Origin of the sequence: Endozoicomonas sp. ISHI1 (assembly GCF_024606225.1) — a bacterium.
Classification (GTDB): Bacteria; Pseudomonadota; Gammaproteobacteria; order Pseudomonadales; family Endozoicomonadaceae; genus Endozoicomonas_A.
Genome location: NZ_JAGRPU010000031.1, coordinates 57,259 through 71,922, shown reverse-complemented (window position 1 = coordinate 71,922; position 14,664 = coordinate 57,259). Strand labels below are relative to the sequence as shown.

Annotated in this window: 12 protein-coding genes; 7 read left to right on the top strand and 5 right to left on the bottom strand. The window is 48.4% G+C overall.

The annotated features are described in order from the left end of the window. The 3 genes from KBW69_RS23910 to ptsI form a co-directional block, all read right to left on the bottom strand. The coding region (locus tag KBW69_RS23910) for a MerR family DNA-binding transcriptional regulator (RefSeq protein WP_373690714.1) at window positions 1-106 on the bottom strand (106 nt) is incomplete at its 3' end. Between the two features lie 245 nt (window positions 107-351). Continuing rightward, complete coding sequence (gene adhE, locus KBW69_RS17895; protein ID WP_257281736.1) at window positions 352-2,970, bottom strand: bifunctional acetaldehyde-CoA/alcohol dehydrogenase; 2,619 nt, start codon at window positions 2,968-2,970, stop codon at window positions 352-354. Window positions 2,971-3,163: 193 nt separating this feature from the next. Further along, window positions 3,164-4,873, bottom strand: coding sequence for a phosphoenolpyruvate-protein phosphotransferase PtsI (ptsI, locus tag KBW69_RS17890; protein WP_257252521.1), 1,710 nt, complete (start codon window positions 4,871-4,873; stop codon window positions 3,164-3,166). Between the two features lie 859 nt (window positions 4,874-5,732). Here ptsI and KBW69_RS17885 point away from each other — a divergent pair. From KBW69_RS17885 to KBW69_RS17860, 6 genes are all read left to right on the top strand, one after another. Beyond that, the gene (locus KBW69_RS17885; RefSeq protein ID WP_257281735.1) at window positions 5,733-6,236 is read left to right on the top strand and encodes a DUF29 domain-containing protein; all 504 of its coding nucleotides are present in this window, start codon (window positions 5,733-5,735) and stop codon (window positions 6,234-6,236) included. Then, a complete protein-coding gene (locus KBW69_RS17880; RefSeq protein WP_257281734.1) occupies window positions 6,208-6,444 on the top strand; it encodes a DUF29 domain-containing protein in 237 nt (78 codons plus the stop codon). Before KBW69_RS17885 ends, KBW69_RS17880 begins: the two co-directional genes overlap by 29 nt. Before the next feature lie 192 nt (window positions 6,445-6,636). Further along, window positions 6,637-7,494, top strand: a complete 858-nt coding sequence (gene fba / locus KBW69_RS17875; RefSeq protein ID WP_257281733.1) for a class II fructose-1,6-bisphosphate aldolase — start codon at window positions 6,637-6,639, stop codon at window positions 7,492-7,494. A gap of 166 nt (window positions 7,495-7,660) precedes the next feature. Continuing rightward, window positions 7,661-8,725 carry a class II fructose-bisphosphate aldolase gene (gene fba / locus KBW69_RS17870; RefSeq protein WP_257255336.1) on the top strand — a complete coding sequence of 355 codons (1,065 nt, stop codon included), beginning with the start codon at window positions 7,661-7,663 and terminating at the stop codon, window positions 8,723-8,725. Between the two features lie 269 nt (window positions 8,726-8,994). After that, complete coding sequence (nagK, locus tag KBW69_RS17865) at window positions 8,995-9,900, top strand: N-acetylglucosamine kinase (RefSeq protein WP_257255337.1); 906 nt, start codon at window positions 8,995-8,997, stop codon at window positions 9,898-9,900. 89 nt (window positions 9,901-9,989) lie between these two features. Then, complete coding sequence (locus tag KBW69_RS17860) at window positions 9,990-10,991, top strand: hypothetical protein (RefSeq protein WP_257281731.1); 1,002 nt, start codon at window positions 9,990-9,992, stop codon at window positions 10,989-10,991. A 54-nt stretch (window positions 10,992-11,045) separates the two neighbouring features. On the opposite strand, the gene KBW69_RS17855 is transcribed toward KBW69_RS17860, so the two are convergent. Further along, on the bottom strand, window positions 11,046-12,947 hold the full coding sequence (locus KBW69_RS17855; RefSeq protein WP_257281730.1) for an RING finger domain-containing protein: 1,902 nt from the start codon (window positions 12,945-12,947) through the stop codon (window positions 11,046-11,048). Between the two features lie 170 nt (window positions 12,948-13,117). Beyond that, window positions 13,118-14,440 (bottom strand): hydroxymethylglutaryl-CoA reductase, degradative, encoded by a 1,323-nt coding sequence (locus KBW69_RS17850; RefSeq protein ID WP_257255039.1) that lies wholly within the window; start codon window positions 14,438-14,440, stop codon window positions 13,118-13,120. On the opposite strand from KBW69_RS17850, the gene KBW69_RS17845 reads away from it, so the two are divergent. Further along, entirely contained in the window at window positions 14,435-14,662 is a 228-nt protein-coding gene (locus KBW69_RS17845; RefSeq protein WP_257255040.1) for a hypothetical protein, read from the top strand. The genes KBW69_RS17850 and KBW69_RS17845 overlap by 6 nt on opposite strands. The last annotated feature ends 2 nt before the right edge of the window (window positions 14,663-14,664 follow it).

Below are 14,664 nucleotides of genomic sequence, written 5' to 3'. Positions count from 1 at the left end.
TTCTGGCAGGAAGCAGCTCACCTGTACTTTCCCATTTTCGTAGTGTTACTGGGTCTGTACCAAGTAAACGAGCTGCCTCACCTATCTTCACTAATCTCTTATCCATTCTTGAGATTATATTAGATAGTTTTAGATTATAATAGATTATTGCGAACTGTTTTTAACCCAATCAATATGCGAGCACGCCATAAACATCGGAGCCTCTCTGGCCAATCTTGCCGGATAACGTTCTTCGCTTTCGCCCCTTTGATTTCTTGTATTTGCCAATAGTCCATTGAACCAGTGTGACTCCAGATAGTTCAGAGCCGCCTTCAATGCTGATGTGTGGAACGCCCCACGGTAAAAACAAGATCACTCACCGTAATAAGCTTTCTTCAACAAATCTTCCAGCTCAGAGACCAGTGGCATTCTTGGGTTGGCCGTTGTGCACTGATCTTCAAAAGCATGATCCGCCAGCATTTTGACCTTTTCCATAAACCCTTTCTCGGAAATACCCAATTCTCTCAGAGACGAAGGCATCTCTACCCGTTTCATCAACTGACGAACCGCATTAGCCAGAGATTTAACTCCTTCTTCAGCAGTTTTGCAGGGCAGGCCGAGAGCCTTGGCCACTTCAGCATATTTCTCATGGGCAATGTAATGATCGTATTTCGGGAAAGAAGCTACCTTGGATGGATTGGGACAACCGTTGTACTCAATCACATGAGGCAACAACAGCGCATTGGCAAGACCATGGGGAACATGGAACTCGTGCCCCAGTTTATGAGCCATCGAGTGATTGATACCCAGAAAGGCGTTGGCAAAGGCCATACCAGCAATGCAGGAAGCATTATGCATCTTTTCTCTGGCCACCTTATCAGCTTCTTCGTAGGATTTGGGCAGATACTCAAAAACCATCTGAGTCGCCTTCATAGCCAGCGCATCCGTATAATCAGAGGCCATCACAGAGACATAAGCTTCCAGTGCGTGAGTCAGGACATCCAGACCTGTGTCTGCGGTCACCTTTTTAGGCACCGTCAGCACCAGATTCGGGTCCAGAATGGCTACATCAGGCGTTAACTCGTAGTCGGCCAGAGGATACTTGATGCCTTTTTCTTTATCGGTAATGACGGCAAAGGAAGTCACTTCAGAGCCGGTTCCGGAAGTGGTGGGAATAGCCACCAGTCTGGCTTTCTTGCCCAGTTTCGGGAACTTGTATACCCGCTTGCGGATATCGAAGAACTTCTGGGCCATACCCGCAAAGTCAGCTTCTGGCTGTTCGTAGAACAACCACATACCCTTGGCTGCATCAATGGGTGAGCCGCCACCCAGAGCAATCACAACGTCGGGATTGAAAAGCGCCATATCCTCGGCACCCTCACGAATAGTCGCCAGACTTGGATCGGCCTCAACCTGATTAAACACCCTCACCTGCACTGGCACCGGGCGTTTCCTCAGGTGGTAACGAATCTTCTCAACATAGCCCAGATCCTGAATCACTTCGTCAGTTACGATAAACACACGAGAGATGTCGGGCATTTTTTCGAGGTACTGTAGAGAGTTGGCTTCGAAATAGATTTTTCTGGGCACCTTGAACCACTGCATGTTAACCCTGCGCTTGGCAACACGCTTGACGTTGATCAGGTTAACCGCAGAAACGTTGGACGTCGTACTGTTCCCGCCATAAGTGCCACAGCCCAGAGTCAGGGAAGGCATGTTGGTGTTATAAATATCACCAATGGCACCGTGGGTGCTTGGCGAGTTAATGATGATACGACCGGCCTTCATCGCCAGCGAGAACTCATCAATCACATCATCATTCTGGGCGTGCAGAACAGCCGAATGCCCCAGACCGCCAAAATTCAGCATCTGATCGGCCAGCTCAATCCCATGCTGGGTATCTCTGGCCTTGAGAAAACCGAGTACCGGTGAGAGCTTCTCGCGGGACAGAGGAAACTCAGGTCCGACCCCTTCAATCTCAGCCGCAATCACCCTTGTCTCCTGCGGTATTTTGATCCCTGCCAGCGCCGCAATATCGGATGGTTTCATACCCACAATCTTACTGTTGACATGGCCATCAATAATGACCACCTCAGACAGACGATCGGTCTCTTTGGGAGAGGTGAAATAGACATTAAGCCTCTTCATTTCTTCCTTGAAAGAAGCGTAAACTTCGTCGTGTACTATGGCAGCCTGTTCGGACGCACAGATCATGCCGTTGTCAAAACTCTTGGACAGCACCAGATCATTGGCGGCCTGCTTGATATTGGCAGTGCGATCAATAACACAGGGCACATTACCCGGCCCCACCCCCAGGGCCGGTTTGCCAGAGGAATAAGCGGCTCTGACCATACCTGAACCACCGGTGGCGAGAATAACTGAGATCTCGGGATGGGTCATCAACTTCTGAGTCGCCTCCAGCGATGGATACTCTACCCAGAGTATGCAATCTTCAGGCGCTCCTGCCTCAGTAGCTGCATCGCGAACAATTCTTGCCGCTTCTGTTGAACACTGTTGAGCCGAAGGGTGAAAAGCAAAAACAATAGGGTTACGTGTCTTGGCAGAAATAATGGACTTGAACATGGTGGTAGAGGTGGGGTTTGTCACGGGTGTAATACCACAGACAACACCGACGGGTTCAGCCACCAGCATGAAATCCTCCTCCTCATTGTCCTCAATCACACCGACGGTTTTATCGTATTTGATTGAGTGGTAGATGGACTCAGTCGCAAAGATATTTTTGGTGACCTTATCTTCGAGGATTCCCCTTCCGGTTTCCTCAACGGCCATTCTTGCCAGCTCCATGTGAGCAGACTGGCCTGCCAGAGCCATAGCCCGAGTCACCCGGTCCACGTCTTCCTGATTGAGCTTAAGGTACTTTTCTCTTGCTATCCCGGCTCGCTTGAGCAGACTATCGAGCTGTTCATCCACACTGGACGTAGTGTCGTGTTTTTTCTCCTTAGCCTTGACTGCTGGTTTTTTACTCGCCATGAGAATCACCTCGCACTGTCGTTTATTAAGACATCATCGTTCGTTAAGACTCAGTTCGTTAAGACATAGTTCGATCGAAATACTTTTACCCTTCGGCACTGCGTCCGGGTGTTCGCGCTCTGACCGGAAAATGTTTATTGGCTGACTTTCTGTAATGAGCCTCAGGAAAAGAGGGGCTCACGCCCCCTGGCTGTTAACCGACAAACGCATCAAGGGCTGTCTGAACATCCCCGGTAGTAGGTTGATTCATCACCTCATCGGCCAGTTTGTGCAACGCTTCGAAACGCTGCTCTCTGAGCACTTTCTTAACCCTGGGAATCGACGTGGCACTCATACTGAACTCATCCAGCCCCAGACCCGCAAGTATCAGGGCTGCACGTTCATCGCCGGCCATTTCTCCACACATACCGGTCCACTTGCCTGCTTTATGAGAACAATCAATCACTCGCTTTATGGAGCGCAGCACGGCGGGTGCCATAGGGTTATAGAGATCAGCAATCATTTCATTGCCACGATCGACAGCCAGCACATACTGAGTCAGATCATTGGTGCCGATACTGAAAAAGTCCACTTCTTCAATCAGCAGGTCAGCGACCATAACAGCAGCAGGAGTTTCCACCATGATGCCTATTTCAACATGATCGTCAAAACTCACACCTTCATGACCAAGCCCGGCCTTGACGTCTGCCACTATGGCCCTCAGACGTCGGGCTTCTTCCACAGAAATGACCATGGGAAACATGATCTTCAGCCTGCCAAAAGCACTGGCCCTGAAAATGGCTCGTAACTGGGTGTTAAGAATGTCAGGCTTGTCAAAGCACATTCGAATGGCTCGCCAGCCGAGAAATGGGTTCAGTTCCTTAGGCAGATCCAGATAGGGCAGCTCTTTGTCACCACCGATATCCAGAGTGCGGATAATCACCGAACGACCGCCCATAGCTTCTGCAACGCTCTTATAAGCCTCGAACTGCTCTTCTTCCGAAGGCATTTGAGTGCGGTCCATAAACAGGAACTCGGTTCTGTAGAGACCCACACCCTGAGCACCATGGCGTTCAGCCCCTTCAACATCCTTGACCGTGCCAATGTTGGCACAGACTTCGAAGGTTTTCCCGTCAAGCGTTTCACAAGGGAGATCTTTAAGCTTGGCCAACTCAATGCGTTCTTCATCCAGCTGTTCCCGGAGAGTTCGGTAGTAATCCAGAGCAGAGGCATCAGGATTCACCAACACTTTATTGTTGATAGCATCCAACACTATCATGTCACCACTCTGGATTCTGTCAGTCGCCACCCTGGCCCCGACAATGGCAGGCAGTTCAAGGGAACGAGCCATGATGGCAGAGTGAGAAGTACGACCACCGACGTTGGTCACAAAACCCCAGACCTTTTCGAGATCGATCTGGGAAGTATCAGAAGGCGTCAGATCATCTGCTATAAGAATGGAACCTTCTTCCACTTCCTCCAGGGAAGTCACAGGAATACCCAGCAAATTCTTCAGCATCCTGCGTCCCACATCCCTGATATCCGCCACACGCTCACGCAGATAAGGGTCGTCCAGCTCTTCCAGCATACTGACATTGACCGCAATGGCTTCATTCAGTGCCGCGTCTGCTGGCTTCAGAGAGCGAATTGCAGAAACAACTTCTTCTTCCAGTTCTTCGTCTGTTGCCACCAGAATGTGACCTTCAAAGACCTCTGCCTCTTCTTCTCCCAGCTTGTCCGCAGTTTTGTCACGAATGGCTTCAAGCTGCTCAACAGTGCTATCCCTGGCCTGCCTGAAGCGAGCAATATCCGCCTCCACCTCAGCTTTGTCGAGAACGCCATCGCTGATCTGTATTTCGACCTCTTTCAGCACAAAGGCGTTACCAATGGCCACGCCGGAAGACGCAATAATGCCTGAAAACATGATCCTACCCACTCAAAAAATTATCTACTGAGAAAAACAGCTCGCCCTGCCTCATTTGATAGTGAAAGATGACGCAAACTATTTTTTCCAAGCTCTTGGCCGCACAGCTACCGGATTATCCGTTTTATAACTTACAGGATACAACTGGCAATCAATCACACAAACTCTGACAAAAATCGACAAATTATTTCAAGATATACATCCTGATATGGCACTCATTCCAAGCGTCACTACTCTTAACGAAACCCACTGCAGGCCCACTCCAAGATAGTGCATCATCAAATCAATCGCCTGCCGTTTAATGAATGAGTCTCAACGAAGTAAACACTTTCAACAAGTGTTTTTAAAAGCTTTTAAGCCATACAAAACCCTTTGCTATATAATGTTTTTTCATTAATAGACGAACTCAATCAATTAATATCAAAACTTGTTTCCAGATGGCGGTGTTAGTTAGTACTTAAATCCCCAAAAAAAAGTGTGACACTTCGTTTCGGAAAATACCAAAAACCATCCACACTTCTCACGAAAAATTGCTTCACACCCTAATAGGATTGATTTCCAGTCAATATACGCATTATTACCTAACACCCGACAAACGGGGCGCTGAAAGGCGAATTTCAGGGCATACATCAATAAAACGTCGAGAATGTTCAGCCCCCCCTGCCCGAAACCTCTTTTCACTAGGCGACAAACTTATTTTAATCACGGCGCAAGACAACGGCATCGCCAGCGGCCCCGGTGCGACCCAATAGCCGGTTCAGGATTTCCCGAAAGTAGCGATCTACACTGGTTGATAGTGAAGGGAATGACATAACGATCCTTGTTCTATACTCTGCTGTGATTCAAGAGGTGCCACATCATGGATAATGATCAAAAAACACTGTACCAGTCCGACTTTTACCGCTGGAAAAAACTGCAAAAACAACACTTGCAAAACCGTGAGTTCGACCGGCTCGACCTTGATAACCTGATTGAAGAAGTAGACGAAATGAGCAAAAGCGAGCGCCATACACTGGAATCCCATCTGGTTATTCTGGTGCTGCACCTGCTCAAATACCAATACCAAACCTTCGTGATTAACCCTAACCTGTATGAACCTAAAGAGTTCAGAAGCTGGTATGACAGTATTTCCCAGTCACGTCTGGCCATCAGCCGGTTAATCCGAAAAAACCCGTCCCTGAAGCACGAACAGGATGACGCCTTGATAGAGTGCTACCCCGATGCCAAATACGCTGCCATCCGTGAAATGAATAAATACCTGCGGGAGAATCACCAACTGGATCACACCAGCTTCCCTGATAGCTGCCAGTGGACCTTCGATAACATTATGGTGGATGATATTCTGCCGGATACCGCACCCTGATAAACTGAATAGACTGGCTGAGATTAACGGGAATCACACCATGAATAATGATCAAAAAACACTTTATGAGTCCGACTTCTATAGCTGGACTAAACAACATGCTCAACTCATTAAAGAACGTCGGTTTGACAAACTTGATCTCGATAACCTTGCTGAAGAAGTGGAAGATATGGGGTTGAAGACATTCTTAAACTCCCTCTCTTTATAACTGGAGACAGATAAAGTTTTTTTGTTAGACTTCAGGCAAGCCAAGTTTCAAACCTCTGATTTAATTTGCATCGCGGTATAAACCATTCAGTTTGTATGACTCGGAAAATAAAGTGTTATCCAACTCCATGACTGGATAACACTCCAACTGATTCAGGGTCAGTTCCCCATACCACTGATGGAGGAAACCTTTATGGCACTGGTATCCATGACTGAAATGCTGAAGAAAGCCCTGGAAGGCAAGTACGCGGTTGGCCAGTTCAATATCAACAATCTGGAGTGGACTCAGGCTATCCTGACCGCTGCCCAAAAAACCCGGTCTCCTGTTATTCTCGGCGTATCGGAAGGCGCGGCTCGTTACATGGGTGGCTTTAAGGTGATTACCGCCATGGTAAACGCCTTGATGGAAAGCATGGAAATTACTGTACCGGTTGCCATCCATCTGGATCACGGCTCCAGCATTGAAAAATGTAAAGAAGCCATCGAAGCCGGCTTCTCGTCTGTAATGATCGACGGCTCTCATGGCCCATTCGAAGAGAATGTTGCCATGACCAAAACCGTGGTTGACTATGCCCACGCTCGCGGTATATCGGTCGAAGCGGAGCTGGGTGTTGTTGGTGGTCAGGAAGACGACGTTGTTGCAGATAACTGCATCTACGCTGATCCACAGGAATGTAAAGAGCTGGTTGAACGCACCGGTGTAGATTGTCTGGCTCCAGCCCTGGGCTCTGTTCATGGCCCCTACAAAGGTTTGCCAAACCTGGGCTTCGATGAGATGTTGCAGGTTAAAGAAATGACCGGTGTTCCCCTGGTTCTGCACGGCGGCACAGGCATCCCGACGGCCGATATCCGGAATGCCATCAGCCGTGGCACTGCCAAGATCAATGTCAACACAGAAAATCAGATCGCCTGGACTAACATGGTTCGCAAGGTACTGGCTAATGACGCCGACGTTTACGATCCACGTAAAGTCATCGGCCCGGGTAAAGAAGCCATCGTTGAAACCGTCATGGGTAAAATCCGTGAGTTCGGCTCCGAAGGCAAAGCCTGATTTATCAGCCCGGTAGCCAGGGCTACCGGGACTTGCTGTTCGCCCGCCACTTTCTTGTCTAAACTGCTTTGCAAATACTCAAAGCCGTTGATGTTTTGCACCGCCCCCAAGAAACAGGGATAATAGCCGTCGAATTCAACCACCCCTTGATTAGCAGGAGCAGGCAATGGCCCTGATCAGCTTGCGTGAAATGCTCGACCATGCCGCAGAAAACAACTACGGCGTTCCCGCATTCAATGTCAATAACCTTGAACAGATGCGCGCCATCATGGAAGCTGCCGACGAGACGGACTCCCCCGTCATCGTTCAGGCTTCTGCCGGTGCCCGTAAATACGCAGGTGCCCCCTTCCTGAGACACCTGATTCTGGCAGCCACGGAAGAGTTCCCCCACATACCGGTGGTTATGCACCAGGATCACGGCACCAGCCCCGCTGTCTGTCAACGCTCCATCCAGCTTGGCTTCACTTCCGTGATGATGGATGGCTCACTGAAAGACGATGGCAAAACCCCGTCTTCCTACGAATACAATGTTGACGTAACTCGTCGCACGGTAGAAATGGCACACGCCTGTGGTGTTTCTGTGGAAGGCGAACTGGGTTGCCTGGGCTCTCTGGAAACCGGACAGGCCGGTGAAGAAGACGGCGTCGGCGCCGAAGGCACCCTGTCACACGACCAGTTGCTGACAGATCCGGATGAAGCGGCAGATTTTGTAAAGGCCACTCACGTGGATGCTCTGGCCATTGCCTGCGGTACCAGCCACGGCGCCTACAAGTTCACTCGCCCACCGACAGGCGATATTCTGGCGATCGACCGCATTCGTGAAATCCACCAGCGCATCCCGAACACCCATCTGGTGATGCATGGTTCGTCTTCTGTTCCCCAGGAATGGCTGAAAGTCATCAACGAAAACGGTGGGCAAATCCCTGAAACTTACGGTGTACCGGTTGAACAGATTCAGGAAGGCATTCGTCACGGCGTTCGCAAGGTCAATATTGATACCGATCTTCGTCTGGCTTCTACAGGTGCCATCCGCCGCTTCATGACTGAAAATCCTTCTGAATTTGACCCACGCAAATATTTCGCAGTGGCCACCAAAGCCATGAAAGATATCTGTATCCAGCGTTATGAAGCGTTCGGCGCTGCAGGTCAGGGTTCAAAGATCAGCAACACCAGCCTGGAAAGCATGTTCGTTCGTTACGGTAAAGGTGAGCTGGATCCAAAAATCCAGTAAAGCAACCGTTGCTTGATGTTGCTTGATCAAGAAAGCCAACTTCGTCCGGGGTTGGCTTTTTTCATGCTCAAACTGTTTTAGATCATTCAACTCTACTGGTAAAGAATGTTATAAAACACTGCACAATTCTTTACTGCCCTATTTTTATCTGAAACAGACCAATGTCTAAAAAGAACCGGTACGTTAAACGAACCGGATTCTGCTCATGCAATAGAGGCGGTTCAGATTTAGTTTCAACGCAGTCACTAAGACAGATTCAGGAGTGAGCCATGCTGTTTGGGTTGGATATCGGTGGAACCAAAATGGAGCTGGCTGTTTTTGATCATGAGCACAACAAACACGTCAACAAACGTGTACCCACACCGACAGACTCCTACGATGCGTTTAAAAATGCCATCCGGGAGCTGGTTCTCGAAACCGATCGTGAATTAGACACACGGGGTAGCTTAGGTATTGGTATTCCGGGATTTATTAATCCGGATACCGGCAAGGCTCAGTGCGCCAATGTTCCCTGTGCCAACGGCCAGAACCTGAAGGTTGATCTTGAATTGCTTCTGGATCGTCCCATCAAAATTGAAAATGATGCCAACTGTTTTGCTCTGTCAGAAGCCATTGGCGGAGCAGGCGATAACATCCCTACGGTTTTTGGTGTGATTCTCGGAACCGGTTGCGGTGGCGGTCTGTACATCAACGGCAAGCTTCATGATGGCAGCAACAACCTGGCAGGTGAATGGGGACACACGCCATTGCCTTATCATGTTTTCAAACTGGCTGGCGAAGACTTTCCCATTGTTAGGTGTGGCTGCGGCATGCACGGCTGTCTGGACAACTACCTGTCGGGCAGGGGTCTGGAACTGACGTATAAGCATGTTGCCGGTAAGCCCCTGCCAGGCAAAGACATAGTACAGCTGTTCCGCCATCATGATAATCAGGCGGAACGGGCTGTTGAGATTTATTGTGAACTGCTTGCTTCCGGATTGGGCGCCATGATCAACATTCTGGACCCTGGTGTCATTGTTCTGGGTGGCGGTCTGTCAAACATTGACGAACTCTACGAGCTGGTGCCTCCCTTACTGCCGAAGTACACCCTGAACATCGGACAACTGCCCGAGATTCGCAAGGCAAAATTCGGCGATGCCGGGGGTGTTCGTGGAGCTGCTATGCTGAACGCCTGAGTTTTAAGCAAGACCTATTCTTTATTACAATTTCTAAAAAAGGGTCTATGCTTTCCCGCATAACTTATTCCTCTTAAAAAGGACTAACTATGATACCTTCCCGGGGGCATGCAGGACGCTTGGGCTGCAATAAACTGTCTTCAAAAGCCAGATGCCTGAAGATCAAACTCATCGGCGCCATTCAGCTCATTACACTACTCAGCTTCTACTTTCACACTTCGGTACAGGCGAACGAAGGTATGCGGATGAGTGAAACCCATGAAAACTGCCATAAAGCCATGCGGGATCGCCATCACTACAACCCATTTCATTTTCCCAAACATCTGACATGCGAAACCATCCATATCACCTGGGAGGGTGCGTATTTCGAGAAGACCGTTTTCGTGCCTCCTAACAAATTGATACACACCTGCACCTGGCACCCACCTGCCTGGGACCACCCTTCCGAAAATACCTCTGTGAAAGCCCTGCCCCCTGATTGTCAGGCACTGTCATCCGGCAGCCGGTACCGTAAAATACCCGAATACCCGATCATACCCATCAATGATGATATCTATCTTCATCCCGAGCAGACCCTTTCAGAACTCATTACCTATGGCCTATACAACGGTGGCAACCTGGTTCAGATGTTCTTGCACGGCATGATCTATAAGAAAATATGGGAAAACTATCAGCTGTCCGGCGGTGGCTTCGCCTCCATACCGATAATGCTCAGCACGGCCTGGAACTCTCTTGCAGTATATAAACACGGCCTGCATACCACTAATATCCATCGTGATCGTGAATTCAGCGCGGGAGAAACGGCTTTTGAAGTGATCAGTACGTTCATTGAGTTAAATTTTAAACTACCCTATGTCCTTCAGGTGTTGATCCACTGGCCTTCGGTGACTTTCCGGGACGGGAACCATGCAATGAAAGAGCTGGCGTTCTTTGGGCTGATCTGTTTAAACACTTATGTCACTATCAATTCCTGGGCTCCTTACTTCTCTGGCGATCATGACCATGTGCACTGCCCTGCCCTGGCTTCTGCCCCCGAAAACGCCCGCTGCACCAAGCAGACTGAAGAAATGCACATTCTTCTGGATCAATAGACAGGCATTAAATTTTGGGTATTCGAAATGGAGTGCAGGTTTGAATTTTATGTATCACTTGCTTGACGACTGACTACTATATTTATCAACCAACGGCACAAGTGCCTGTGCCTGCTCAGCAATGGCCGGATCATTGATACGTTTTGCAATCCTCAGCCTTACATAGATATGGTCGTCATCTTCAGGCCAGGTTCCTCTCCCTGCCTGCACTTGTGACACCAGATGCTGCACGGAGTACCAATTAACCAATGGCCAAAGTGCCTGTGCCTGCTCAGCAATGGCCGGATCATTGGTACGTTTTGCATTCCTCAGCCTTGCATAGATATGGTCGTCATCTTCAGGCCAGGTTCGTCTCCCTGCCTGCACTTGTGACACCAGATGCTGCACAGAGCACAAATTAACCAATGGCCAAAGTGCCTGTGCCTGCCCAGCGATGGCCGGATCATTGCTGCGTTTTGCACTACTCAACCTTGCATAGATATATTTGTCATCTTCAGGCCAGGTTCGTCTCCCTGCCTGCACTTGTGATACCAGATGCTGAACCGAGTACAAATTTACCAATAGCCTAAGTGCCTTTGCCTGGTCAGCGATGGCCGGATCATTGCTGCGTTTTGCACTACTCAACCTTGCATAGATATAGTCGTTATCTTCAGGCCAGGCTCCTCTCCCTGCCTGCACTTGTGACACCAGATGCTGCACAGAGTACAAATTAACCAATGGCCAAAGTGCCTGTGCCCGCTCAGCGATGGCCGGATTATTGCTGCGTTTTGCACTAGACAACCTTGCATAGATATGGTCGTCATCTTCGGGCCAGGTTCCTCTCCCTGCCTGCGCTTCCGTTACAATTTGAGCAAGCTCTTGCAGTGCGATACGATCAGAGTTATCACGTCTCTCTTGGTTGATAGTGATTTCTTTATGGATTAGAAAGCCACGTAAAGCGCTCTGATCATGCCGACATTCCGGGCAGGAATTAACTATTCGCCCATCAAGTTCTGTCGTTAACCACACTTTCAGGCAGTCTATATGAAACAAATGAGAACATGACGTTTTCAGCACGTCGTCAGATTCCTCAAAATCAGTCAGACATATGCTGCAAGCTCCTCCAACATATTCAACCTCCTGCGCTTCTTCAAGGCTGTTCGAAGCAGACTTTGGTAGCATAAATACGGGATAGAACATAACAGTTTCTGATTGATGTGCCTGCGAATAGCCCGACAAACCTTTCCCCGTAAGTTGAGCAAGCAGTTCTGAGGCATCTAACGGCATTTGGCTGAATAACGATCTATTGTGTGTCTTCTTCTTTGTAATCCCTTCCAAAGCCGCAGATAAATCTATGGCGCTGACGAATTGTCGGGATTCAGTGGAAGTAGTGGGATACCCATTATGAAGCCATTGTTTCAGCCACTGGCTGATCGGGGCCAGAGCTGACAGGTAGTCAAATTGCCAGTCGGGCATATCAAAAAATCCTTTGGCAGGAATGCCCGGCATAAAAGGAGGTGGTGGCGGTGGGTCAAATGGAAAGCCTCTTCCCGATAATCGCAAGTTGGGTTCAGGTATTAATGCGGGCCATTCTGGCAATGCAAAGCTCGTGCTATTTTTCTCCGCTTTCTCAGAAACATTATCTGTAGCCAGATCGCCCTCGCCAACGTCAGTTCTATCTACTTGCCATTCAGGGCTGATACACAAGAAGTTTCCTTGTTCCGTTGAGGGAGTGTCAATATCATCGTGTTTCAGTAGATAGCAGCTGAATGAACCTTCGCCTATTGGCACCCTGCCAATATAGGTAGCATTGGCAGCGACCAGTATGTCTTCAAACAAGTCCAGAGAGTCTTCAGGCACAAAGAAGACAAAACCTGGTATCAGATAAGCCTCTTGGTCAGGTGTCCCATTTGTGACGATGAGCAGACGTCCTTGAGAATGGTCATCACCAAATCCACTGGCTGCCAAAGAGATCAAGAGTGTACCGATTATATAAAAGAAAACTGTTTTAAGTTGCACTCAAATTTCCATTTTTCTTCAGTCAGGGCTGAGTGTAGCCCGAAGTATGGCGGACTCGCCTAATAGTTTGCAGCGGGTAAAAGCTTCTTCACCTGATAGGGCCAGGGACTCGTCTCTGGTGAAAAACTTTATCTCGGATGTGTAGCTGAAACATGATTAACTGCTGTGGGTCTGATTTTTACTAACAGTTCTTTGGCAACAGAAACAGAAATGGCTTTTTTCATTGAGATTAACTGACCAAGCTCAGACACAAGCCTTGGAATTTCCATTTCATTGGCACCTGCCGCAATGGCCAGGTTTTTCGCATGAAGGGACATGTGACCTTTCACGATGCCTACGGTGGCAAGGGCTTTTAAAGCCCCCAGGTTCTGAACAAGTCCTACAGCACCACAAATACGTCCGAGCTCTTCTGCGGAAGACACCTTTAAAATCTTTAAGGCCACCTTTGCTGAAGGATGAACCTTGGTAACACCTCCAACGGTCCCAACAGCCATGGGTACTCTTAAGATCCCAATGAGCTGACGCTTGAGAGGGGAATATCTCCAGGTGGCAACAGGTTGGTAGCTGCCGGTGCGTGCGGCGTAAGCATGGATACCTGCTTCGGTTGCACGCCAATCATTGCCCGTTGCAATTAAAATGGGGTCAATCCCATTTAAAATACCTTTATTATGTGTGCATGCCCGATGAGGATCAGATTCAGCAAAAATCGAAGCCTCTTCTATGCCTGTTCCTTGCTCTTCATCAACATCAGAAAGAGTGACACGAGCGCATGCCAGCCTGGAGTCCACAAGGTTGGAGAGAATGCATAAGCCTACCTTCTCACCAGTCTGTTCTTCAACAGGAGGCTTTAAGGCTTCACACGCCTGGTTGATTAAATTTGCTCCCATGGCGTCACAAGGGTCACATAGAAGATGAAGGACAACCATTGAACCTTGCTTGTCGGATCGTTCGAGCGTTCTAAATTCAATGTCTTTAATGCCACCACCTCTTCTTACCAAACCTGAAAGACGCTGATTGGCAAGGTCAATCATATCGTTACGATTTTCTGTGAGCTTTCGAAGGGTAAGTTCTGTATCAGATACATTTGGAAGTTGCACCTGACCAATGATCAACCTACCCTCTGTCCAGGTATTAATACATCCTCTGTTACGCACCCATTTGGCGTTAGCAGAAGCGGCCGCAATAATAGAGGTTTCTTCCACACACATTGGGATAAAGCGATCAACACCATCAATATTAAAATAATTTGCAACGCCTAACGGCATTGGAAAAATACCGATGGTATTTTCAATTAAATGATCCGCCTGTTCTTTTTTTAAAGAGGATTTTCCTGAAATGATATCCACTTCCTCTTTTGAGAGCTCCGAAAACCGGGCGACCCGTTCGAGGCGTTCTGCCAATGACAGTTTATAAAACCCTCCAGACAGGGTTTCAAAATCTACCTTGTGCATAATAGCTTCTCTCTTAATTCCGTCAGTGCTTTCAATACAGTACAAAAATATAAAAAATATTTACTCCCAAAAAATATGCCAGGAATAACTGCCGGAACCACCAAAAATTTCCTGAAATTCACACCATACTCTTCAAAGGGTATGCAGACCTTCGGTGCAGACCAACCTTTAAAAAATCCTGAAAAGGCGGTGTTAACCGGTAAAATGCAAAACCATATATGAAA